This is a genomic window from Marinagarivorans cellulosilyticus (assembly GCF_021655555.1).
GTDB lineage: Bacteria > Pseudomonadota > Gammaproteobacteria > Pseudomonadales > Cellvibrionaceae > Marinagarivorans > Marinagarivorans cellulosilyticus.
On the sequence record NZ_AP023086.1, the window covers coordinates 1 to 23272 of the forward strand.

14 protein-coding genes and 2 pseudogenes are annotated in these 23272 nt (G+C 45.4%); 8 read left to right on the forward strand and 8 right to left on the reverse strand.

The window, feature by feature from the left end; translation table 11 throughout:
- Positions 1-118 precede the first annotated feature (118 nt).
- The 4 genes and pseudogenes from dnaA to gyrB all read left to right on the forward strand — a co-directional run.
- A pseudogene (dnaA, locus tag MARGE09_RS00005) lies at positions 119-1774 on the forward strand (chromosomal replication initiator protein DnaA); the annotation flags it as partial.
- 40 nt (positions 1775-1814) lie between these two features.
- Positions 1815-2918 (forward strand): DNA polymerase III subunit beta, encoded by a 1104-nt coding sequence (gene dnaN / locus MARGE09_RS00010; RefSeq protein WP_236985238.1) that lies wholly within the window; start codon positions 1815-1817, stop codon positions 2916-2918.
- A 103-nt stretch (positions 2919-3021) separates the two neighbouring features.
- Positions 3022-4128, forward strand: a complete 1107-nt coding sequence (recF, locus tag MARGE09_RS00015) for a DNA replication/repair protein RecF (protein ID WP_236985239.1) — start codon at positions 3022-3024, stop codon at positions 4126-4128.
- A gap of 21 nt (positions 4129-4149) precedes the next feature.
- Entirely contained in the window at positions 4150-6570 is a 2421-nt protein-coding gene (gyrB, locus tag MARGE09_RS00020) for a DNA topoisomerase (ATP-hydrolyzing) subunit B (protein WP_236985240.1), read from the forward strand.
- Positions 6571-6697: 127 nt separating this feature from the next.
- On the opposite strand, the gene MARGE09_RS00025 is transcribed toward gyrB, so the two are convergent.
- From MARGE09_RS00025 to MARGE09_RS00035, 3 genes are read right to left on the reverse strand one after another with little or no spacing between them, the layout of a single operon-like run.
- Positions 6698-9790, reverse strand: a complete 3093-nt coding sequence (locus MARGE09_RS00025) for an error-prone DNA polymerase (protein ID WP_236985242.1) — start codon at positions 9788-9790, stop codon at positions 6698-6700.
- Between the two features lie 37 nt (positions 9791-9827).
- A complete protein-coding gene (locus tag MARGE09_RS00030; RefSeq protein WP_236985244.1) occupies positions 9828-11369 on the reverse strand; it encodes a Y-family DNA polymerase in 1542 nt (513 codons plus the stop codon).
- Positions 11369-12136: a hypothetical protein gene (locus MARGE09_RS00035; protein WP_236985246.1), complete on the reverse strand. Its 768-nt coding sequence runs from the start codon at positions 12134-12136 to the stop codon at positions 11369-11371. The genes MARGE09_RS00030 and MARGE09_RS00035 overlap by 1 nt, the downstream gene beginning before the upstream one ends.
- A 277-nt stretch (positions 12137-12413) precedes the next feature.
- Here MARGE09_RS00035 and MARGE09_RS21690 point away from each other — a divergent pair.
- The 3 genes and pseudogenes from MARGE09_RS21690 to MARGE09_RS00045 form a co-directional block, all read left to right on the forward strand.
- Positions 12414-12800 (forward strand): annotated as a pseudogene (locus tag MARGE09_RS21690) (tyrosine-type recombinase/integrase); the annotation flags it as partial.
- Positions 12801-12868: 68 nt separating this feature from the next.
- Positions 12869-13474 (forward strand): hypothetical protein, encoded by a 606-nt coding sequence (locus MARGE09_RS00040; protein ID WP_236985248.1) that lies wholly within the window; start codon positions 12869-12871, stop codon positions 13472-13474.
- A complete protein-coding gene (locus MARGE09_RS00045) occupies positions 13452-14402 on the forward strand; it encodes a nucleotidyl transferase AbiEii/AbiGii toxin family protein (protein ID WP_236985249.1) in 951 nt (316 codons plus the stop codon). The genes MARGE09_RS00040 and MARGE09_RS00045 overlap by 23 nt, the downstream gene beginning before the upstream one ends.
- A 102-nt stretch (positions 14403-14504) precedes the next feature.
- Here MARGE09_RS00045 and MARGE09_RS00050 read toward each other — a convergent pair whose 3' ends face one another.
- The 4 genes from MARGE09_RS00050 to MARGE09_RS00065 form a co-directional block, all read right to left on the reverse strand.
- Positions 14505-14876, reverse strand: coding sequence for a hypothetical protein (locus MARGE09_RS00050; RefSeq protein ID WP_236985251.1), 372 nt, complete (start codon positions 14874-14876; stop codon positions 14505-14507).
- A 582-nt stretch (positions 14877-15458) separates the two neighbouring features.
- On the reverse strand, positions 15459-16760 hold the full coding sequence (locus MARGE09_RS00055; RefSeq protein ID WP_236985252.1) for a hypothetical protein: 1302 nt from the start codon (positions 16758-16760) through the stop codon (positions 15459-15461).
- Positions 16761-16785: 25 nt separating this feature from the next.
- On the reverse strand, positions 16786-18582 hold the full coding sequence (locus MARGE09_RS00060) for an ABC transporter transmembrane domain-containing protein (protein WP_236985254.1): 1797 nt from the start codon (positions 18580-18582) through the stop codon (positions 16786-16788).
- Between the two features lie 135 nt (positions 18583-18717).
- Positions 18718-21690 carry a DEAD/DEAH box helicase gene (locus MARGE09_RS00065; RefSeq protein WP_236985256.1) on the reverse strand — a complete coding sequence of 991 codons (2973 nt, stop codon included), beginning with the start codon at positions 21688-21690 and terminating at the stop codon, positions 18718-18720.
- Between the two features lie 223 nt (positions 21691-21913).
- Between MARGE09_RS00065 and MARGE09_RS00070 the strand changes: the two genes are divergently transcribed.
- Positions 21914-22183, forward strand: coding sequence for a hypothetical protein (locus MARGE09_RS00070; RefSeq protein WP_236985258.1), 270 nt, complete (start codon positions 21914-21916; stop codon positions 22181-22183).
- A gap of 76 nt (positions 22184-22259) precedes the next feature.
- On the opposite strand, the gene MARGE09_RS00075 is transcribed toward MARGE09_RS00070, so the two are convergent.
- A complete protein-coding gene (locus tag MARGE09_RS00075) occupies positions 22260-23219 on the reverse strand; it encodes a D-2-hydroxyacid dehydrogenase (RefSeq protein WP_236985260.1) in 960 nt (319 codons plus the stop codon).
- Positions 23220-23272 lie beyond the last annotated feature (53 nt).

Consider the following 23272-nt stretch of genomic DNA (forward strand, 5'->3'; position numbering starts at 1 on the left):
ATACAGAACTGCCATCGCATATCTAATTATAAGAGCGTGAAAATACCGCAAATCGTAAAAACCGATTTATGTTTTTACATGTAAGAAACGGAGATAATCATTGTCCAATTCCATTTGGGAAAAGTGTAGTCAGCAACTCCAAGGAGAGCTGTCAGCACAATTATTTAATACATGGATTCGCCCATTAAGTGTTGAGCCTGCAGAGCAAAGTGCGGGTTTGAATTTATTGGCGCCGAATCGATTTGTATTGGATTGGGTGAACGATAAATACTTGCGTCGAATTGAAGAAATTGTTGGCCAAATGAATGGCAACACGGGCCAGTGCCCAGTGAGTATAAAAGTGGCTCCGCGCCGGCAAGCGGCTTCGCACTTTCGCCGAGATGGAGCTCAACAGCGCTCAGATACTCGCTCTGCAGATGAGCAGCCTCGGTTTGGTGGTGACACACTTCAGAGCAGCCCTGCAACAGGCTACAATCAGCCGTTCGAGTCCAACAGCAATAGCCAGTTCGAACCGAGTGCAGAGCGCTTAACCCTCAACGAAGACCCTGATTACGGTTTAAATTCTAGCGCGCCAATAACCGTCACCGAAGAGCCACAACAAAATGTAGAGCCTTACCAATTGCCGTTGCAAGGCAGTATGGGAAACCATATGGGTGGTGGTCATTTTGGCAACGGTTTACGCAACGACACGCCGCACCCACAGACGGTAGGTAAGCGTTTAGAAAAACAAGACATCGAAGGTGGTTTGGCACACCGTAGCCATTTGAATACAGGCTTTACGTTTAAAAGCTTTGTTGAAGGTAAATCGAACCAGTTGGGCCTTGCCGCCGCAACCCAAGTTGCCGAGAACCCTGGCGGTTCTTATAACCCACTGTTTATCTATGGTGGCGTAGGTTTAGGTAAAACGCACTTAATGCACGCCGTGGGCAACGCCTTGCTGCAGCGCAAGCCCAACGCCAAGGTGGTGTATTTGCACTCAGAGCGTTTTGTGGCCGATATGGTTAAAGCACTGCAGCTTAATGCGATTAACGACTTTAAGCGCTACTACCGCTCGGTTGATGCCTTATTAATTGATGATATTCAATTCTTTGCTGGTAAGGAGCGTTCGCAAGAAGAATTCTTCCATACGTTTAATGCGCTATTGGAAGGTGGCCAGCAGATTATTCTCACTTGTGACCGCTACCCCAAAGAAATTAACGGTTTAGAAGAGCGCTTAAAATCGCGTTTTGGCTGGGGCTTAACGGTGGCTATCGAGCCGCCCGAACTCGAAACCCGGGTGGCGATTCTTAAAACCAAAGCAGACCAAGCACAAATGCTGTTGCCTAATGATGCGGCCTTTTTTATTGCGCAGCGCATTCGCTCTAATGTACGTGAGCTAGAAGGCACTCTGAAGCGTGTTATTGCGCACGCCCAGTTCACAGCAAGGCCTATTAGTATTGACCTTGTCAGGGAGGCTCTAAAAGACCTGCTGGCCCTGCAAGATCGTTTGGTGAGTATTGATAATATCCAGCGGGTGGTTGCCGAGTACTACAAGATTAAAGTGTCCGATTTACACTCTAAGCGTCGTAGTCGCTCTGTTGCGCGGCCTCGCCAAGTGGCAATGTACTTAGCTAAAGATCTCACTAACCATAGCTTGCCTGAAATTGGCGAAAGCTTTGGTGGCCGAGACCACACCACAGTGCTACACGCTTGCCGTAAAATTAAAGAGCTGCTGGAAGAAGATGCGGATATAGCAGAAGATGTTAAAAATCTATTGCGCACGCTCACGACCTAAGCCCGAAACTAAAGAATTAAACCTTTAAAGAGATCTCATCATGCAATTTTCTATCGCACGTGATGCCTTGTTAAAACCGTTGCAATTAGTCGCGGGGGTTGTTGAGCGCCGGCAAACAATGCCAGTGCTGGCCAATGTTTTGTTAGTGTTAGAAGACGACCACCTATCCTTAACCGGTACCGATTTAGAAGTAGAAATCGTTGGCCGCGTTAAAGTAGAGCAGGTTGCCGAAACCGGTGAGATCACCGTACCCGCTAAAAAGTTTTTAGATATCTGCAAAAACTTACCCGATGGCTCAACTATCGACTTCACCTTAGAAGATCAAAAGGTCAATGTGTTCTGTGGCAAAAGCCGCTTTAACCTTAGCACCTTGCCAGCCAGTGAATTCCCGGCCGTAGAGCCAGGCGCAGACGACTTAGTTTTTAATACTCAACAAAAAGAGATTAAACGCCTAATCGAGCGCACCGGTTTTGCAATGGCGCAACAAGATGTCCGCTATTACCTTAACGGCATGTTGTGGGAGCTACGCAGCGGTTCTTTGCGCGCTGTAGCAACAGATGGCCACCGTTTAGCCATGTGTACCCGTGCGGTAAACGTAGAGTTTGACGATGTTAAGCAGGCCATATTGCCACGCAAAGGTGTTGTGGAGTTATCCCGTTTATTGAACGAGCCAGAAGGCAGTGTTCAGCTAGTATTAGGGGCTACTCATATTCGTGCACATACCGCCGACTTTACTTTTACATCCAAGTTAGTCGACGGTAAATTCCCAGATTACGAGCGTGTATTACCGCGCAACGGCGATAAAATTGTAATGGGCGAGCGTGAAGCGCTACGCCAAGCATTTACCCGCACAGCTATTTTGGCTAACGAAAAGTACCGCGGTGTACGCTTTGTACTAACGAGCGGCATGCTAACGGTAACTGCAAATAACCCAGAGCAAGAAGAAGCCGAAGAGCAAATATCGGTTGATTACGAAGGCGGTGATCTCGAAGTTGGCTTTAACGTAAGCTACCTTCAAGATGTTTCGAGTGTTATCGACTCCGACAAAATGAAGATGACCCTGTCTGATACCAACAGTAGTGTATTGATAGAAGATCCAGAAAACACAGATTCGGTATACGTTGTTATGCCTATGCGCCTTTAGTTATCCAATTTTTAACGGCTTATTGTCCTATTTACTTTCTTGGCAAAGCTAAGCTGCGGCTTAGTTTTACCAAGAAGGCCTCCTCTTATAGTCATACCTACCAATGCCCATTACTCAACTAAAGATCAACGGCGTTAGAAATCTTACCAATGTCGAGCTTGAGTTATCTGAGGGGTTTAACTTTTTCTATGGTGAAAACGGCTCCGGCAAAACCTCTTTATTAGAGGCTATAAGCTTGCTGGCGCATGGCCGTTCGTTCAGAACAGTTAATTATCGCCAGCTTATCCAGCACGAACAGCCCCACATGTCTGTTTTTGCTGAGGTGGCTCAACAGTCTGGTATAGCGAGTAAGGTTGGAGTGCTCAGGCCGCAAAGAGGACAATCGACGTTTAAAATTGATGGTTCACCAGTATATTCATCTGCTAGCTTAGCTTCATTGCTACCTTTGCAGGTTATTAACTCTAAGTCTTTCGACTTGCTGGATGGCCCGCGAAAGGTTCGCCGGGGAATGTTTGATTGGCTTGTGTTTCACGTGAAACATGAGTTCAGTGTTTTGTGGCGAGATTACACAAAGGCAGTAAAGCAGCGCAATAGCCTGCTACGACGTGATAAAATAAGCGGTTATGAGCTTGCTCCATGGGATATAGAGCTAAATCGTTTAGGTATTAGTATTGATGCATTAAGGCAAGAATGTTTACAGCCGTTCTTGGATAAGGTGGATACTCTGATACCCGACATAAATTTACCCAAAGAGTATCGCGTAGATATTGAGTATCAGCGGGGCTGGACAGAAGGTCAAACGTTAAGTGAGGCCTTAACAGAGAGTTACGCAAAGGATCGAAAGTACGGTTATACCACCTGTGGTGCGCATAAAAGTGAGTTAAAAGTTTTAATTAATAAGCAAGCAGCGGCAGAGGTTCTATCGCGTGGGCAGCAAAAGTCGCTGATTGCGGCTTTCATGTTTGCGGAATTACAAATATTCCAGCAACTAATGAATAAACCCAGTGTTTTACTTATTGATGATTTACCGGCTGAACTGGATCAGCAGCATATACAGTGCCTAGCTAATTGGTTGTTAGACTTAGATACACAGGTCTTTGTTACAGGCATATATGCTGAAGATATGGATAGGCTAAAGAATAAAATGAATAATAAACCTTGCAAGGTGTTTCACGTGAAACATGGCGAGATTAACGAGTGTAACCCCTAACACCTGAGGGAGAACGCCATCATGGCAGAACAACAAGATTACGATTCGTCCAGTATTAAAGTCCTTAAAGGGCTTGATGCAGTACGCAAGCGCCCCGGTATGTATATTGGCGATACAGATGACGGTACAGGCTTACACCATATGGTGTTTGAGGTCGTCGATAACTCAATTGATGAGGCGTTAGCGGGGCATTGTTCAGAAATTCGTGTCGTTATTCACCCTGATGATGCCATTAGTGTTTCTGATAATGGCCGTGGTATTCCTACTGAAATGCACGAAGAGGGTGTATCAGCCGCAGAAGTTATTATGACTGTACTGCATGCTGGTGGTAAGTTTGACGATAACACCTATAAGGTCTCTGGTGGCTTACACGGTGTGGGTGTATCGGTAGTTAATGCCCTGTCAGAAACTTTACGCTTAACGATTCGCCGCCAAGGTCAAGTGTTTGAGCAAACCTATCACCACGGTGTTCCTGCAAAGCCTTTGGAAGTTATTGGCGAAACAGACCAGCAGGGCACCAAGATATACTTCAAACCGTCTGATCAGACGTTCACAAATATCGAATTTCACTACGAAATACTGGCAAAACGCCTGCGTGAACTCTCGTTTCTTAATTCTGGTGTTCGCATCGTATTACACGATGAGCGTACAGGTAAGGAAGAAGCATTTGAGTACGAAGGTGGTTTGGCGGCCTTTGTTGATTACTTAAACCAAAATAAATCGACAATAAACAAGGTTGTTCACTTCACTAAAATGCATGACGACGGTGTAGCCGTAGAGGTTGCGCTACAGTGGAACGATACCTTCACTGAAAACATCTTCTGTTATACCAATAATATTCCGCAGCGCGATGGTGGTACTCACTTAGCGGGCTTTCGCAGTGCGTTAACACGCTGCTTGAATAGCTATATTGAATCTGAAGGTTTTGCTAAAAAAGAAAAAGTTGCCACAACTGGTGACGACGCCCGTGAAGGCCTTACTGCTATCGTTTCGGTAAAAGTCCCAGACCCTAAATTCTCCTCGCAAACTAAAGATAAACTGGTTTCAAGCGAAGTAAAAACCGCTGTAGAGCAGGAAATGGGCGCAGCGTTTAACGAATTTTTATTAGAAAACCCACAAGAAGCCAAGCTTATTGTTGGCAAAATGATGGAAGCTGCCCGCGCTAGGGAAGCCGCCAGAAAGGCCCGTGACCTTACCCGCCGTAAAGGTGTGCTCGATATAGCAGGCTTGCCTGGTAAGCTTGCAGACTGCCAAGAAAAAGATCCAAGCCTTTCAGAAATATACTTAGTGGAAGGGGACTCAGCCGGTGGTAGTGCCAAACAAGGCCGCGACCGCAGAACCCAAGCCATCTTGCCGTTAAAAGGTAAAATTCTTAACGTAGAAAAAGCCCGCTTCGATAAAATGCTATCGTCTGCAGAAGTCGGTACGCTTATTACGGCATTGGGTTGTGGTATCGGAGCGCAAGAATTTAACCCCGATAAACTGCGTTACCACAGCATTATCATCATGACGGATGCTGACGTGGATGGTTCTCACATCCGAACGCTATTATTGACCTTCTTCTTCCGTCAAATGCGCGAGCTAGTAGAGCGCGGCCATGTGTTTATTGCACAGCCACCGCTGTATAAAATCAGTAAGGGTAAACAAGAGCAATACCTAAAAGACGAGGCCGCACTTGAGCAGTTTTTAACGAATGCCGCTATCGAGTCTGTAGAGCTTCATGTTGCTGAAGATACTCCTGCTGTGCCGGGTGAACAACTAGAGACCTTAGTGGTGGAATTCCGTAAGACAATGGCAGTTATCGACCGCTTATCCAGAGTCTATCCACAGGAAATCCTCGAGTTACTCGTACACTCTAAAGCCTTAAACGCCGAGGAATTAAGCGATTCTTCAGCGGTAGAAGCTTGGGTTAGCGTTATTCAAGAAGGCCTTACCCCTATTAATGCTGCTAGTAAAACTCACACTTACAACCTAACAGTACAAGAAGATAAAGAGCGCAATATCTTTATCCCTGTATTGAATACCATGGCGCACGGTTTAGCGGAAGATACGCGTTTTGGTTTAGAGTTTTTTGAATCGCCCGATTACAAAAACATGCTTAAGCTGGGTGAGTTACTAGATGGTTTATTGGAAGACACTGCCTATGTTAGCCGTGGCGAGCGTAAACAGCCTGTAGCTAACTTTAAGCAAGCCCTAGAGTGGATTATGGCGGAGTCTAAGCGTGGTTATAACATTCAGCGTTATAAAGGGCTGGGTGAGATGAACCCCGAGCAATTATGGGAAACCACAATGGACCCAGAATGCCGTCGTATGTTGCAAGTAACGATTGAAGATGCCATCGGTGCAGACCAAATATTCACTTGCCTTATGGGCGACCATGTGGAACCGCGTCGTGAATTTATCGAAACTAACGCATTAAATGTTTCTAATTTGGATGTTTAATCGATTTTAGTTTTTTGAAACCCAAGCCCGTAGCGTTAAAAAACGCTGCGGGTTTTTTTATGCCTAAAACAAAACGGCAAATATTTTCACGTTGTTCCTTAGTAATTATTTCTGAATCCTTTCACGGTTAATGAAAATCCCGAGAGCGAACCGCGAGGTTTTCTAACAGGCCAGTGCAGTCTTCTAAACGCCCTGCGATTACATGGGTTACATCGCCTTGGCGTTCTAACCGCCCAGTAATTATTAAACATTTAGCCCCCAGTAACGCCTGCCGAAAAACACTTTGTGTGTTCTTCCATACCACCACATTGGTATTGCCTGTTTCATCCTCTAGCGTTAAAAATACAGTGCCCTTAGCGGTGCCTGGGCGTTGGCGGCCGGTGACAATACCTGCAACACGCACGAAGCCACCGTGATTAATGCTGCTAAGCTCTGCAAATGATTTACAGCGGCGTATGCTTGGCTGGTTGCGTAATAGCGCCATCGGGTGGCGGCGTAAACTAAAGCCAAGCATTTGGTAGTCAGCTTGAATATGCTGTGCTTCGGCGACTGTGGGTAATATATGGTCTGCATCATTGCTGTGAGAATAAAATAAATCGTCTGCGCTTTGGCTCAATGCCCCGCTTTGCCACAGTGCTTTTTGTCGATTACCGGTAATACTGGCTAAGGCATCCGCTTTAGCTAGGCGTTCTATATCCGCCGATGTTAAGCCGGTTAATTGTTTAAATGCGCTAAGGCTATTAAATAAATGTTCAGGTCGCGCAGCAATTATTTTTTTAGCGCTAACTTCGCTAAAACCTTTTATTTTTAAAAACCCCAGACGTACAGCCCAGCCTTTTTGGTAGGGCACCACTTGATGGGACCAGTCACTAAAATTAGCATCGACCGGTAAAAAGCGAATACGGTGGCGAATACCATCTTGAATTAATTGTGAGGGCGAATAAAAGCCCATTGGCTGGCTATTCAATAATGCGCAATAAAAGGCCTCGGGGTAGTGGCGTTTCACCCAAGCAGAGGCATAACATAAAAGCGCAAAACTGGCAGAGTGTGACTCTGGGAATCCGTAGCCGCCAAAGCCTTTTATTTGATTAAATAAACGCTCGGCATAATCGCGGCTGTAACCGTTGTTTAGCATGCCCTCGATAAAACGCGTTTCAAATTGTAGCAAGCGGCCGTTTTTACCAAAGCTGGCCATGGCCCTGCGCAATTGGTCGGCTTGGCCGCCACTAAAACCCGCTGCCACCATCGCTAAGCGAATGGCTTGCTCCTGAAATATCGGTACACCCAAAGTGGGCTTTAATACCGCTGCAACAGCATCGTTTTCGTAAACAACAGGCTCTAGTTTATTGCGGCGCCGAATATACGGGTGCACCATATCGCCTTGAATAGGGCCGGGCCTGACAATGGCAATTTGAATCACCAGATCATAAAAACATTTGGGCTTAAGCCGTGGCAGCATGGCCATTTGCGCACGGGATTCGACTTGAAAAACGCCAACACTATCGCCAATTGATAACATGTTATATGTGTGTGAGTCGTCTTTTGGAATATGGTGTAATTGCATTGCTGGCGCTATTGGGCCGATGCCATTAATGGGCAGGCGAAGCTTATCGATGTAACTTAATGATAAACGCAGCGCGCTCAACATACCGAGCGCTAGTACATCGATCTTTAATAAACCCATAGCTTCAATATCGTCTTTATCCCATTGAATAACCGTTCGCTCTGGCATGCTGGCATTTTCAATGGGAACTAAATCGGCGAGCTTACTATTGGTAATAACAAAGCCACCGACGTGTTGCGATAGGTGACGAGGAAAACCTAAAATCTGTTGTACTAAGCTATAAAACAGCGGCATTAAGGCACTTTGCTCATTAAACCCCGCAGCGCGAATGCGTTGTTCTAAGTCGGCCTTGCGATCCCACCAGGCTAATGATTTAGCTAAGTGCTCGATAAGTGGCGCATCTAGGCCTAAGGCTTTGCCAACATCGCGAATTGCGCTGCGTGCACGATAGGTAATAACGGTTGCTGCTAGCGCAGCGCGCTCGCGGGTATATTTTTGATAAATATATTGAATCACTTCTTCGCGCCTTTGATGTTCAAAATCCACATCAATATCCGGTGGCTCGTCGCGTTCTTTAGAAATAAAGCGTTCGAAAAGTACGTTAATTTGCCCTGGTGAAATTTCGGTAATAAATAAGCAGTAACATACGACCGAATTAGCTGCAGAGCCACGCCCTTGGCATAAAATACCGCGTTCTTTAGCAAAGCGTACAATGTCGTAGACGGTTAAAAAATAGTAGGCGTAGTTCAGCTCTTTAATTAATGTTAATTCTTTATTGACCAGTTGCTCGACATCTTTAGGTGCGCCATCTGGCCAGCGTTTTTTAAAACCTTGTTCAACCAATTGTTGTAGATAACTGTCTGGATCAATGCCTTTAGGTACGACCTCTTTAGGGTATTGATAGCGCAAACTATCTAACGAAAAATAACAGTGTGAAGCGATGTTAACCGTTTGTTCAATAAATTCCTCAGGGTATAAGGTTTGCCAATCTTCCGGTTTTTTAAGTACCGCTTCTGCATTACTGGCTAACGCAGAACCCATAGATTCCAAAGTGCTGTTATGGCGAATAGCCCATAGGGTGTCTAATAAAGGTTTACGTTGTTTGATGTGCATTAAAATATGTGGGCAGGCGGCAATAGGGATATTATTGTTTTGCGCCCAATCTAACCACGGTGCAAGGCAATTGGCTTTAAACCCTTCTAAGCGATGGTCGTAACCGAACCAAAGACGTGTACCAAAGGCTTTATAAAATTGATTCGCTTGGCTATTACGCCAAAGCTGATTGGGGCTTATTAACCAAATGATTAAACAGTGTTGTAGGCGAAAACGTAAATCCTCAAAGTGCGCCTCGTACTGGCCTTTAGGCATGCGCCGCCGAGCCAAAGAAATATAACCCGATAATTCACAGTAGGCTTCGGTACTTGGTGCAATTGCGATGATTCGGGCGCCTGAACTCATCTGAAAATAACTGCCAATTAAACAATCAATACCGCGCTCTTTAGCGGCGACATGGGCTTTAACAATACCCGCTAGCGAGCATTCATCGGTTATGGCGATAGCCGAATAACCCAACAAGGCTGCAGCTTCGACTAACTCATGTGGGTGTGATGCGCCCGTTAAAAAGCTGAAATTACTTTGGCAGAACAATGGCACCATGAATAATCACTCCTCATCAATTTACCCGCTAACGGGTTTAGCCAAATACGCCGTGTACATACCAGCGTTGTTGATGAAGGTCTTGGTATAGCCATAGCAATTGTTGATCATCGCGCTTAGCAATGTAGTAATCGCGAGCACTTGCCTTTTGCCACCACTGGGTTTGAATGCGTTCGGCTTGGGAAATAATTTGGAGCAAGCCCTGCCAATAGAGCTGCCCCGCTTTAATATTCACAGAGGCCGGCGGTTCAACTAACCACAGTGGTCGGTGTTTATGATTGATGCCACTAGGCAATTCTGAATTGGCTTTTTCCAGCACGGGGATTTTCTGACTACACGCTTCCGGCAAAATGCCATCTTTACAGCTCACTTTAAAAAACGCTGCATCGCCCATGCGACTTTGCAATTTAGCGGCAAGGCGAGTGAGTGATTCGCGGTTTTGCTGTTTGGGCTCAGCCCACAAGGGTTGAGTATTCGCTTGCAGTGATTGTAGAGTAGGGCAGTGCAGTTCTATGCGATCAACCTCGAAGGGCAAGCCCTGTTGCTCGAGGTGAATACGGGTAATATCAGCGGCCAAGGTGGTATCGCTAAATACGCGCTCGAGGTGTACTTCCAGCGTGTGCGATTCGTGCTGAATGTTATACAGCCGCCACTGCAAATGTTGAACTTGGCACTGGTGGGCGATTAAAAATTCGGCGAGCCGCTGCAGTAGCGCTTCGACCAGTATTTGCAGCCACTCAATGGTGCTGATGGGGTAATCGGCATCGAGGCCTTCGCAAAATGTTAATGCCTGTTGATAATACGCCGGCCGCGATTGAAACAGCGAGGCTTGTACTTCGTTGCCAAGCACGGCCTCTAGGTAATCGATGCTACTAGTCGATAGGCGTTTTTTAATGGCTTGCCATTCGCTGGCGGTATGGCATAGCTCGCCAAGCCGGTTAAACCCCATTGCTTGAAGACGATTGCGGTCTTCACCCAGCGTTATGATATCGCCGATAGGCAGGGCATAAAGTTGCCCGAGTGCCTCTCGTGCTTGCTCGCTTCCTGCTGGTGGCCGGTGGGTAGGGCGGTTAATTGTATGGCTTAGTAACCAAGCGCCTTCGGCAGTGTGTGCCCACGCCCAGTGGGCTTCTATCTCTAATGTTAGTAAGTGCTTATGTACTTCTTGGGTTATACCGCTTGAGCCATTAAACAAACTTAAGCAGCGCGATACCTCAAGCGCTACACCGTTAGTGCCTTCACCCAAAAGCTGATTCGCGGGAATTACGTAGGGTGTTACGGCATAACACGCCTCGCAAAGTTGGTGTAATAGTGCAGCTTCGCAATTGGGGTCGCGCGTTAGCAGTGGTGCATTCATCAGTGCCGAGGCTACAGCGCTAGGCATGCCCAAAGTCACACCTTGTGCAGCGGCGGCCTCATTAAAGGCGCAAATACGGAGTTGATCTGCGACGGCAAGCGGCTGTTCACCAGAGCCGAAATTGGCTAATGGCATTGTTGGTTTTGACGCTGTTAACAGTGCCCTTAACGGCCAGTGCAAACAGTGCACCGCTAACCACAGTGAAGCCGGTTGTGATGACATTAACCTTGTACCTGTACATTATCTTGGTTGAATGCGAGTACATTGGAGCGCGGAGCGTGTTCGGTGCTGTTTGCCGTTGCTGGCTGTGTATTGGGTGAGAATTCTTGCCACAGCGCGGCAATGCTGGCTGGCGGCTGCAATGGCACCTGTTGCCCAGCCACACAGCCTTTTTGTTTAAGCAATTGGCATTGCAAAGCCCCGTTTTGCCAGCCAAGCCCCAAGCGCAGTGCGGCGGGCGAGCTTTGGCGCTGGCTAAGCCAAGGGCGGTGTATCGCATAGATCCCTTTAGCTTCACTGGCCAACAAGTGGCACTTGCGCAACTCTGGATAGCTAAGCGTATTCGCCCAAGCAAAAACGCCGCTGCACACCTTGGCTTGGGCGACATCACGCCAACACGCCAGCCACTGGGCGGTAGTTTGCGGGGTCACAATTAATAGCTGGTCGAGTAGCAAACCGGACTGTATTAGGCTGGATGCATAAGGTAACCACGGTGGATTAATCAGCGCGATGGTGTGGCCGGCGCGCATTTGGTTTTGTAGCCAAGGTAACCATAATAGCCACTCGCTACCATTGCTTTGCAAAGCTAAGTCAATAAGCCCGTCTTCTGGCCAACCGCCATTGCGCAAGGTTGCATCTAGTGCTGTAAAACCGGTGGGTTCAGTGGTAGTGGCCGTTGCAGCATCTAACTTAAATCCGCGCCATATATCCACACGCGCCAAAGCACGCGCAAGGCGCTCATTGCTCGTTGGTGAATTTGGCTCAGACATAGCACTCTCACAAATACTGTATGTATAAACAGTATAAGCGTTGCTGGGGATTTCGCCAAGGGAGAGTTCATATCATTCGGCTATAACACTGGTCACTGCGTAAACGACAACTACCTAGGTAATAGTGAAGTAAAGCTTTCTCTAGAATCGGGCCGTTTTATTGGGTGGAACGAGCACGCTACCGGCATTCGCGCAAGGAGCTGGTTGGGCTTGATATCAGGGCGCTTAACTTTGAGCAAAACGCTATCACCATACGTGACGGCAAAACAGCCGTGACCGCGTAGTGCCTATCAAGCCTAGAGAGGAGTGGGTGACGCTGTACCTTCAAGAGCTAAGGCCCAAGTTAGCCAACCTGCAGTCTGACGACGCTCTCTTGACCGAAGTCGGTAATCGCATACAACCGCATAAAGTTACCGATATGTTGACCAAATGCGTGCAACGCTCCGGTATCGACAAGAAAGGCGCTTGCCACATCCTACGGCACGCTGCAGCCACCGAGATGTCACGCAGCGGCCCGAACCTCCGCTTGCTGCAAAAAATGCTCGGCCACAGCAGCATCACGTCAACGGAGGTCTACTTACACCTGCAATCAACGACTTACAGAAGGGGGGCTTTGAGACGCATCCGGCGGCTACTGGTCGTAATATGCATGAATTTTAAATAAAAATATTGGCATACATTTAGCTCGTCTGGTATCTTTGAATAGGCCCATTACATGCTAGGGGATCCACTATGTCAGCCTTACAGCAACTCAAGAAACATCTGAAGCCAGGCCAAGTCTATCGTAGAGCAGACTTAGCACAGTGGAGCAATGCTGTTGATCGCCACCTACGACAGCTAGTGAAAGACGGTACACTCAAGAAGGTTTCGCAGGGTGTTTATGCCTACCCCAAGAAAACTTCATTTGGTGAAGCCGCTCCTGAAGAGCACAAGCTTGTTGGAGCTTTTTTGAAGTCTGAAGACTTTCTGCTTTTCTCTCCTAACTCATACAACGCTCTGGGGGCAGGCACTACGCAACTCTATAACGAACTGATCGTTTATAACCGCAAGCGCCACGGAAAATTCACCTTAGGCGGGTTAACCTTCAACTTCCAAATGAAGCCCTATTTCCCTCGAAAGCTCTCCAGAGAGTTTCTTTTGGTAGACCTCGTCAACAATGTGAATAAGCTAGCCGAAGAGCAGAAGCCTGTACTAGACCGAGCATTGAACCTTGCTGCTGATATGGATCTATCCCTGCTTCAAAAAAATGCGCAGCGCTTTGGTAGTGTGCGCGCAAAAAAACTTTTCTCCTCTCTAAATAACAAGGCTGAGATAAATGCCGCCTATTTACCTGCATAAACATAAAGATTACAAAGAACTTATCCGCTCTGTTGCAGTGGATAAAGGCATTGCTCCAGACCTCATTGAAAAAGATTACTGGATCATGCATTCACTGTACGGGCTGAAAGCACAAGGCTACCGATTTGAGCTAAAGGGCGGCACCAGTCTTTCCAAGGGCTTCGGCATTATTCATCGTTTTTCTGAAGATATTGATATTCGCATTGAGCCGCCAGAAGAGCCCAAGGTAGCTACCGGTAAAAATCAAGACAAAGACCAACACTGCGCAAGCCGAAAGGCATTTTATGATCAGCTAGCACAAGATATTTCCATTGACGGTATTGATGAAGTTGTCAGAGAAATTGCTTTTGATGACATTCGTTATCGAAGCGCTGGCATTCGTTTAAAATACAGTAGCTTCAACCCAATATCTCAAGGCGTGAAAGACGGCGTATTACTGGAGGTTGGGTTTGACACGGTGACGCCCAACCAGCAAGTTTCCATTAGTTCGTGGGCTCTTGATTTTGCGAAGACGCATAAAATGCCCATTATCGATAATGAAGCCAAAGATATTGCCTGCTATGAGCCTGGATACACCTTCGTAGAAAAGCTCCAAACTATTGCTACGAAGTTTAGAAATCAGCAACAACAAGGCAGCATGCCAAAAAATTTCATGCGCCATTACTATGATATTTACTGCCTGCTAGAAAGCGAGGGCGTAAGGTCATTCATAGGTACTAAAGCCTACCAAGAGCATAAACAAAAGCGATTTCCCAGAGCCGACATTCAAATCCCGATTGCTGAAAACGAAGCATTTTTGCTGTCAGACTCTGAAACACGAAAATTATACGCATCCAACTACCAATCAACATCCGCGCTGTATTATCAAAAACAACCCAGTTTTGACGAGCTACTTGCAAGAATTCAGTCGGTCATTAGCGAGCTATAAATAGCTTTATAAAAAAGGACAAGATTATCGCTACTTCCGATATGCCCCAAGCGTTAACTAATTTCAGCGATTGAAGGCACGAATTTAATTTTAAATATTCTTTTAGCCTGCGTGCGCCAACTCCATTTCAGCCACTGTAGCTGAAGGCGTAAACTCTTTTAATTGTGAATTAATAGCGTGGTCAAGTGGCATACTCGCCGATTTAAAGCGTATTGTGAGACCATCGCTTCGGCGCTCGCAGTCAAACTTTACTGTGTGTGGGCAATCACAAAACACTGCATCTAACGTTGTGCTACCTAACTGCTCGGGTTGTAGTGAGGCAACGAATTCCATTGCCTGAGCAACATTGATATTGAGCTTGAATAGGGTATTCAGCTCCAGAAAGAAGCGTTCAATCTCATGTGCTTGATAGCAATGCTCGTATACTGGCTTGGCAGAAACTAGGCTTACAAAAAAGTTTAAAAAAGTGTTCATTATTACGTCCTCTAACAGGGCTGCTTCTCTTCTCTATTAACTGTGCCCATTTGAATCGTTCAAGCGAAGTCTAATGTGCGGCTTATCCCGAACCATTCGCACGAGACGAACAGCAAATAGCATGAATCACGCCAATAAAATAAAGTCTTTTACTTTGGCGCATCACACCTCAAAATTCGGCTAATAAGTAATCAAAATTGACAGTTTTGCTGTGTATATTGTGAGTCGCGTCACTATTTTTTAGTGATGTGTGTCACACTTACGTAATTGTGTTAAAAAATTCGACAGTGGTGTATTGGCTTTTTAAGCCAATGAAGGTGGCGTATCCCTTAGATCTGGGCCCTAAATACAGGGTAAAGATGTATGCCCCGGTAGGTGTGCTATTAGGCTCAAGAATCTCTATTCGCTGCAAGCTAAGTTATGGTTTCTAGGAGTATCGCGGCAAGATGGCTGAGGAGGGCTGTTTTGTCGTTTCATCATCGACGATAAATTTATGGATGTTATTAATTATCGTCTCTAAATGAAAAGCTGCAGGCTTTTGGCGTGCAGCAATTGAGGGCTTTAAATTTCGTGAGGCGGTAGTTAAACCGACATCACCATACGCAATAACGCAGGGCTATAGTTTTGTATATTCTGCCGTGCGCTAATTTCGTCGTCACCGGCCAGTTTTTTAGTCATTAGATCGGCTACTAGCTGAGTAGTAGATTGGCTAAAGCCTGGGAAGTATTCCGCTTGATAAATAAGCGCAGGTTCGCTGGCAAGAATAAAACCAGAGAAAAACACATCGGGCCAAGCATCGTTCAAATCACAAAAACTTTCCCATAAGGCCAGTACGCTGATTGGCTTTGTTTTTTCTACAATAACTTCGGCATCTTGTGGGAAGCGTTCAAAGGCTAAGGCCCAACAAAATTGAGATTTAGCTTGATCGTTTAAATAATAAAAAGCATTAGCTAAGCGAACGAGTAATTCACAGTGTTCGTAGGTTAAAGCCTCATTTAATAATTGCCGTGTTACTGTTTGCCAATCGGGAATTTGAGCGATGGCATAGCTGGTGTGTAATTTAGGCGTGCTTGCATCGTAGCTTACGTTTTCTAAGCTGCCGGCAAGCCTTTTCCAGGCTACGGCTAAATAATCCCTTGCACCACGTTGAAGTAACTTTTGCGCCAGTGGCGATACTTCGTCTTCCAGGCCAGCAAGTTCTGCTGCAATGGCCTCGGTTGGAATAGTGGTGTTTTGGGTAATATGTTGGCTGTAAATTAATAAGCTTTGGTAGCCGCCCAATTTATTGTTGTTGGGGTTTAAAGTGGTAAGTTCTTTAATCAGTGCGCTAGCAATATCAAACTGGCGGTTGGCTAGGGCGTCGCACAATTTATTTTCGGTAACTATCGCCGAGTTATCCATAAATAAATCAAGTTGCGGTACATCTTGTGCCCGCAGCCACTTTTTACAAAAAGCATCTTGCAATACGCTATCGCTATCAATGCGTAAATGTTTTTGTTGCTGGCCATCCCATGCAAAATAAGTTTGATCTTCTTCGCACAGTTTTAATTTTTTACATAATTTGTTGGCTTGGCCGCTTAGCTCAATCAGTTGTTTTTTATCGAGTTTAATAAGCGGGGTTAGTGTGGCCTGTTTGCCATAACGCCATTGTTCGTAATCGCTGTAGGCTAGATGGCCGTTTTCTAATAGCCAATCTAATAAATTAAACTGGCCATGTTGGCCTAAAAAGTTATCAACAGCGGCGATGTTTATCATAATGCGTTCTGATTTAGGTATTTGCGAGTGGCAGATGTTAATGGTTTTAGCCGCGGATGTGTAGGTTTTCTGCTGTAAGTGAATGCTTACTATTTTTTGATTTGTGTTCAAGCATTGCCATATCGGCATTTTAATGCCTTGGTATAGCCGGTTTTTAAATGCGAGCCTCCTGAAACTGTAAATCGGCAAGGTGCTTGTACAATGGTGAATGCTCAAGTAAGGCTTTATGGTTACCTTGAGCCACCAACTGCCCAGCCTCAAGCACGGCAATGGAATCGGCATGCAAGATAGTGGCAAGCCTGTGGGCGATAATAATGGTGGTTCGGTTTTTCATTAGTACTTCAAGCGCTTGTTGTACGCGGTGTTCGCTGTCGGCATCCAGTGCACTGGTGGCTTCGTCGAGTAGCAAAATTTTGGGGTCTTTTAATATGGCCCGGGCAATGGCTAGCCGCTGCTTTTGGCCGCCAGATAAACGCGTGCCTTGTTCGCCCAAGTGGCTATTGTAGCCATCGGGTAATTGCTCAATAAACTCGTGCGCATTGGCGGCTTTAGCGGCCGCAATAACTTGCCCGTCGTTGGCATCGGGTTTGCCGTAGCGAATGTTGTACCAAACGTTTTCGGTAAAAAGTGCAGGTTCTTGTGGTACTACAGCTATGTGTTGGCGCAAGGTGGCAGTATCGAGTGTGCGAATATCTGTGCCGTTTAAAGTAATGCTGCCTTGGCTTGGGTCATAAAAACGCTGCAACAATTCTAACAGCGTTGACTTGCCCGCACCGGAAGGGCCAACCAGCGCCAAGCTTTGACCCTCGAGTATGTGTAAATTTAAATTACATACAGCGGGTGTATCGGGCCGCGAGGGGTAATGGAAATTCACATTATTAAATGCCAAGAGTGGTATTTCTGATGAACCCTTGGTTAAAGGGTTATTTATGGTTTTATCTTTAACGGCATATTTACTATTTGCTAGAACGGGAATTAATGTTTTAACGCTCAGTAAATCAATAAGGCGTTCGGTAGCGCCTGTGGCCCGTTGTAATTCGCCATACACTTCTGAAATAGTCGCCACGGCAGAGCCCATCATAATAGCGTAAAATACAAAGGCGGCTAGGTCACCACCACTCATGCGGCCGGCAATCATATCGTTACCACCTACCCACAGTAAGCCGCTAATAGCACCGAACATTAGTAATATTACAATGGCAATTAGTAACGCGCGTTGGCGCACGCGTTTTTTAGCGACGGCAAAAGCGTTTTCAACTTCGCGTGCAAAAGCGCGGCTTTCGTGTGGCTCTTGGGTATAACTTTGTACCGTTTTAATATGCTGAATAATTTCGCCAGCGTAAGAGCCTACATCGGCAATAGAATCTTGGCTGGCTTTTGATAGTTTTCGCACGCGGCGGCCGTAAAGCAATATGGGCAGTAGTACCAGCGGAACGCCAACTAATACAATTAAGCTGAGTTTTAAATTCGTGAATAACAAAAGTATTAGCGCACCGATAAAGGTCAGTGCACTGCGCAGTGCCATCGAAAAAGACGAACCGATAATATTTTTCAGCAAGGCAGTATCGGTGGTTAAGCGTGACATAATTTCGCCGCTTCGATTGGTTTCAAAATAACTCGGGTGCAGCGTAATAATATGGTCAAATACTGCTTTGCGCAGGTCTGCCACTACCCGCTCGCCCAACCACGATACTAAATAAAAGCGCGTATAAGTGCCCAGCGCCATTAAAAACGCCAAGCCAATAATTATCACAACAGCATTGGCTAGCGCATCGCTAGATTGGGCCACAAAACCTTCGTCAATTAATAACCGCACACCTTGACCAATCGACAATGTAATTGCTGCGGTAAATACCAGTGCCAGCCCAGCGAAAAGTAATGTTTTGCTGTAGGGCCGCATAAACTGCCAAAGTGATAGTAGTACAGAAAGTGAATTGGCTTTAGCTGTCATAAAGGGCTCTGATATTTAATATCGATATTGATGGTTACGCATAAAGAATCATAAATATAAAATTATTATGATTGAAGTTATAAGATCAAGGAGCCTAGCTATGATGCTTACTCATCTACAAAATAACTTTAAAGGCTATTTCTCCTCAGCCCATAAACTCAACAATTCTTCCAGCTTCATCGAAAACTTAGTCCCTGTCTGCTGAGCTTGGTTATTAATTGTGTTTCCGAGTTCGGCCTTACGCGCCTGTAATGCTGCGATTTTTTCTTCGATGGTATTTTCGGCGATTAGCTTATATACAAATACGGCGTTTTTTTGCCCTATGCGGTGGGCGCGGTCGGTGGCTTGTTGTTCGGCGGCGCTGTTCCACCAAGGGTCGTAGTGTATTACGGTGTCGGCACGGGTTAAGTTTAGCCCAACGCCACCGGCTTTTAAGCTAATTAAAAATACGGGAAATTCACCGGCTTGGAACTTATCCACAAGCGCTTGTCGATTTTGCGTTTTGCCTGTGAGTAAGCCGTATTTTATCCCCAGCTGTTGTAAGTCTTCTGCCAAAATATCGAGCATACTGGTAAATTGCGAAAATATTAAAATCCCTCGGCCTTCGGCTGCAAGTTCTGTTGCCATTTCTATACAGTGTTGGCGTTTGGCGCTAGGAATGGTGGTATCACCTAGTAGGGCTGGGTCGCAACAGGCTTGGCGTAATTTTAATAATGCGCTTAAAACAAACAGCTGTTGCTCACCTTGGTTTTCCGTGCCTTCTAAACTTTGTTGTAATTCTTGCCAGGTATTACTTTTAATACTTTCGTAAAACTGCGTTTGTTGTTCGCCTAAATCAATGGTTTGTAGTATTTCAGTTTTTTCCGGTAAATCTTTAGCCACTGCTTGTTTGGTTCGGCGCAGCATAAAGGGCGATATCCGATTTAATAGCTGCTCCATTTTTTTACCGTTACCTTCTTGTTCTATCGGCTTTTGGTAATGAAATTTAAAGTCGTTAAGGCTGCCCAAGCAATTAGGCATTAAAAAATTCAACAAAGCCCACAGCTCGACAAGGTTGTTTTCAACCGGTGTGCCCGATAAACACAACTTATTATGTGCCTGCACATTTTTTATGGCGACATGCGTTTTTGTTCGCGGATTTTTAATATTTTGGGCTTCGTCCAAAATTAACCAACTAAATTCTTCTTTCTCGAAAAAAACCGCATCGTTAATAATGAGTTGATAGGACGTTAGTAGAATATGATGGGGTTGATCTTTGTAGCACATCTTGCGGCTTGTACCGTGATGAATTAAAACCTTAAGGTGCGGTGCAAATTTAGTGCATTCGTTAAACCAGTTGTGCAGCAAGCTAGTGGGCACAACTACCAGTGCAGGCTGCTGTTGTGGGTTATTGGCAAACTCTAAACTTAGGTGTGAAATCGTTTGTAGCGTTTTACCTAAGCCCATATCGTCGGCGAGTAACCCGTTAACCCGGCAGTTTTTAAGGTGCTGTACCCAACAAACACCCAGCCATTGGTAGGGCCTTAAGGTGGCGTTAACCCCGCAGTCGGCTTGCTCTACTACAGTGGGTGGCTGCTTTAATTGCCGGCTGATATCTAAAGCTTCCATATCCCCTTGCCAGTGGCTGCCTTCGGGTAGCAGGGTTTCTAACTGCTGTAGCCGTGATTGTTGGTTGGGGTGAAAGCTAAGGCTGCCGCGCCCACTTGTTAATAAGTCACCAAATTCTTCGGTGAGTGATATTAAGCGCTCCCCTGGCATTAAAATAATTCGCCCATCGCTAAGCGTTAGCTGTATATCGCCAGTACTATTAGCTAAGTTATATTGTTGAATTTGGTCCAATAAAGAAAGCAGGTTGATATTTTCTTTACTGCCATCTTCGTTTTGTACTTGCAAAAATAGGTCGACTTGCAAAAAACCACTATTGCTTTTAGTTAATTCGCTGAGCCAGCCATCGGCCTGAATGTAGTGACGTTTAAAATTATGGCTAATACGAAAGATAAAGCCGCTTTTATCCAGTACTGATTTTTCTTTAAGAAAAAACTGTTGCCAAATAACATCTTGTGTAGTGCTAAAGCCAAGCGATATTGGCTCGAAAGGCTTACAGGTTTTTATAAACTGTTTTTTAAAGGCTTTTTCTAGCTCGGGCTTGCGTCGAATAGTGAAAAGCTCATTGTTTAATACTACATAGTGTGCGGCTGGGTCTTTATCGTTAAACCAAGTGCAATAGCTTTTGCTGATATAAACAAAGTCTAAACTAATAACATCGGTATTTTTACCGCTATGGTAAATATTATCGCAATGAATACCACCACGTACTTGCGTATCTAATACAGTTGCAGATGCCAGAGTGGGAAGCGGTAATTTCAAGGTATTCCAGTGATTATTGTATTTATCTAAAAATGCTGGGGTATCGTCTGCGTTTAAGCAATAGTTTAATGGTTTTAGGGCCGTAATTATTTCGTTTTCTTGTTCTGAGGATATAGCTTGATTAGTAACACCTTCCACACTACTAATTTTAAGCGCTAATTCACATCGTGAAATATTGGCTTGTGTTGGCGTGAGGGCCAATGCAAATATTGACAGCTCATCTATACTTTGAAAAAGCTGCTTGTTCTCTAATGCTTCGGGTAATAACTGCTGCATTCCGTTTGTTAATTGCTGCCACTGCAAAACTGATGTGGCGGCTTCCTTTGGGCAAACTTTAAGTGCTTTAGCGTTCGCATGTTGTTGTAAATAAACTCGCTCTGTCGCACACAGTTGTTGCCAAAAAAAATTTAGCTTTTTACGCTGTAGTACAGGCCAACCTGAGTGAGTAGGCTCTGCTAATAAATACTCCAAAATGGATTTGTCGGCATTGTGTATAAAGGGGGGCGGTAATGTTAAGTGTTGGTTTTGCGGGGTATATGGCTTGCCCTTATTAATATTAGCTGCGGTTGTCTCTGGGTTGCTGCCAGCGCTTTCAGCTACAATTAAATGTAGCTCTAGCCGCGGTAGGGCATGTGGTTGTGGCGCATCTTGAATACGCAGCAAATAGTAAAGCTGTAGCGCGCTATCATTACTGGTCGTTGTGGTATTTTGTTGTGCGTGCAGCTGTGCCAAAAAGCTCATTGGAGAGAAACTCAGTCAAAAGTAGCGATTATACAGTGCTTACAGCTATCTCTAGAAATTAGAATGTGTGTTTTATGCTTAGTGTGGACCTAAGGTTGTGTATTTTCTTGTTCGAGTCGCGTAGGATTTCACGCTATTAGCAAAAACGGTTACTGGTTAAGACCTCGCTCGAGGGGTACCCAATACACGTAGAAGTCAATAAAAACGTTTTAAGGATTTAACTATGGAAGAAAGTAAGCATTTTATTTTTGGCTTATTTGATCTTGGAGCAGGGGCCATAATTGCTGGAATTATCGCAGCTGCGGTACTTTACTTATTGATGTTCAAAGGGTTTGAGGATTTTTCCGAAAGCATCAAGTACTGGTTGTTTTCTAATCACCGGCACTCTGGTGACGATATGTTTTCCCAGGAGTGGTGGCAAAAAACAAAAATATTTATATGGTTGGGCTTATCTGCGGCGATTGCCGTTATCGCTAATGGAGTATTGGGCTGATATTGGCAGTACTTTTCTAACTAGCACCACAGAAAATCTAAAAAATAAACCATAAGCCAAAAAGTAGAGCGCATTTTTAATCTGAGGCTGGTTGGCCTGCAACAAATGCCTCCAGCTTTTTAATCAGTTGGTTAGCGAGATTTTGCATTGCGTTATGGCTAGCCCATGCGGTGTGTGGCGTTATTATTAAGCGCGGGTTATCTAGCGCTTGCATAATGGCGGAACTTTGTGTGGGCGGTTCTTCCGGTAAAACATCAAGGCCAGCGCCGGCAAGCTTATTATTGTGTAAAGCATTCAATAATGCATTGATATCAACAATTGGGCCGCGCGCGGTGTTAATAAGTAGAGCGCTAGGTTTGATTAACGCTAGCTGCTTTTTCCCAATTAATGTTTGCGTGTGCTCGGTGAGTGGGCAGTGAATAGAAATAATATCGGATATTGCTAATAGTTCATTAAGGCTTACACAATTTACATTACCAACGGCTGTGCGCCCACTTGGACTGTAATAAATAACTTCCATAGCGAAGGCTTTCGCTATTTTGGCTGTTGCTTGCGCGATATTGCCGGTGCCTATTAAGCCTAATACCTTTCCGCGCAGGGTTGAGATGGGGGGCTGGTCGTCTAAAAAGAAACAAAACTGCTTGCTGGCTTGCCATTGGCCTTGCGCCAATGCGGCCGAATAAGCTTTTACTTGTTTGGTTAACGCGAGCATTAACATAAATGCATGTTCGGCAACATCTTGTGTGGCGTAGTCGCTAACATTGGCTACGGTAATACCGCGCTCGGCACAGGTGTTTAAATCGACGACATTCATGCCCGTGGCTGCTACAGCAATGTATTGTAATGTGGGGCATGCATCTAAAACGGCTTTGTCGATAATCACTTTATTGGTAATGGCAACATCAGCGCCTTGCAAGCGAGCTATTGTTTGTTCGCGAGTGGTTTGCGGATACTCGGCCCACTTGTGATTGAAAGCCGGTTTTGGAAATTGAACCGATGGGCCAATTGTGGCCCGATCTAGAAAGACAATGTTCATAGCTGAGTGTTTTATAGATAAATAAAGACTCTAACACAGCTGCTTATTGCTTG

Bases quoted from the DNA above. Each gene is read 5' to 3' on its own strand.
- dnaN (WP_236985238.1), top strand. From the start codon at position 1,815: ATGCAATTTTCTATCGCACGTGATGCCTTGTTAAAACCGTTGCAATTA.
- recF (WP_236985239.1), top strand. From the start codon at position 3,022: ATGCCCATTACTCAACTAAAGATCAACGGCGTTAGAAATCTTACCAAT.
- gyrB (WP_236985240.1), top strand. From the start codon at position 4,150: ATGGCAGAACAACAAGATTACGATTCGTCCAGTATTAAAGTCCTTAAA.
- MARGE09_RS00025 (WP_236985242.1), bottom strand. From the start codon at position 9,790: ATGGTGCCATTGTTCTGCCAAAGTAATTTCAGCTTTTTAACGGGCGCA.
- MARGE09_RS00030 (WP_236985244.1), bottom strand. From the start codon at position 11,369: ATGTCATCACAACCGGCTTCACTGTGGTTAGCGGTGCACTGTTTGCAC.
- MARGE09_RS00035 (WP_236985246.1), bottom strand. From the start codon at position 12,136: ATGTCTGAGCCAAATTCACCAACGAGCAATGAGCGCCTTGCGCGTGCT.
- MARGE09_RS00040 (WP_236985248.1), top strand. From the start codon at position 12,869: ATGTCAGCCTTACAGCAACTCAAGAAACATCTGAAGCCAGGCCAAGTC.
- MARGE09_RS00045 (WP_236985249.1), top strand. From the start codon at position 13,452: ATGCCGCCTATTTACCTGCATAAACATAAAGATTACAAAGAACTTATC.
- MARGE09_RS00050 (WP_236985251.1), bottom strand. From the start codon at position 14,876: ATGAACACTTTTTTAAACTTTTTTGTAAGCCTAGTTTCTGCCAAGCCA.
- MARGE09_RS00055 (WP_236985252.1), bottom strand. From the start codon at position 16,760: ATGCCGATATGGCAATGCTTGAACACAAATCAAAAAATAGTAAGCATT.
- MARGE09_RS00060 (WP_236985254.1), bottom strand. From the start codon at position 18,582: ATGACAGCTAAAGCCAATTCACTTTCTGTACTACTATCACTTTGGCAG.
- MARGE09_RS00065 (WP_236985256.1), bottom strand. From the start codon at position 21,690: ATGAGCTTTTTGGCACAGCTGCACGCACAACAAAATACCACAACGACC.
- MARGE09_RS00070 (WP_236985258.1), top strand. From the start codon at position 21,914: ATGGAAGAAAGTAAGCATTTTATTTTTGGCTTATTTGATCTTGGAGCA.
- MARGE09_RS00075 (WP_236985260.1), bottom strand. From the start codon at position 23,219: ATGAACATTGTCTTTCTAGATCGGGCCACAATTGGCCCATCGGTTCAA.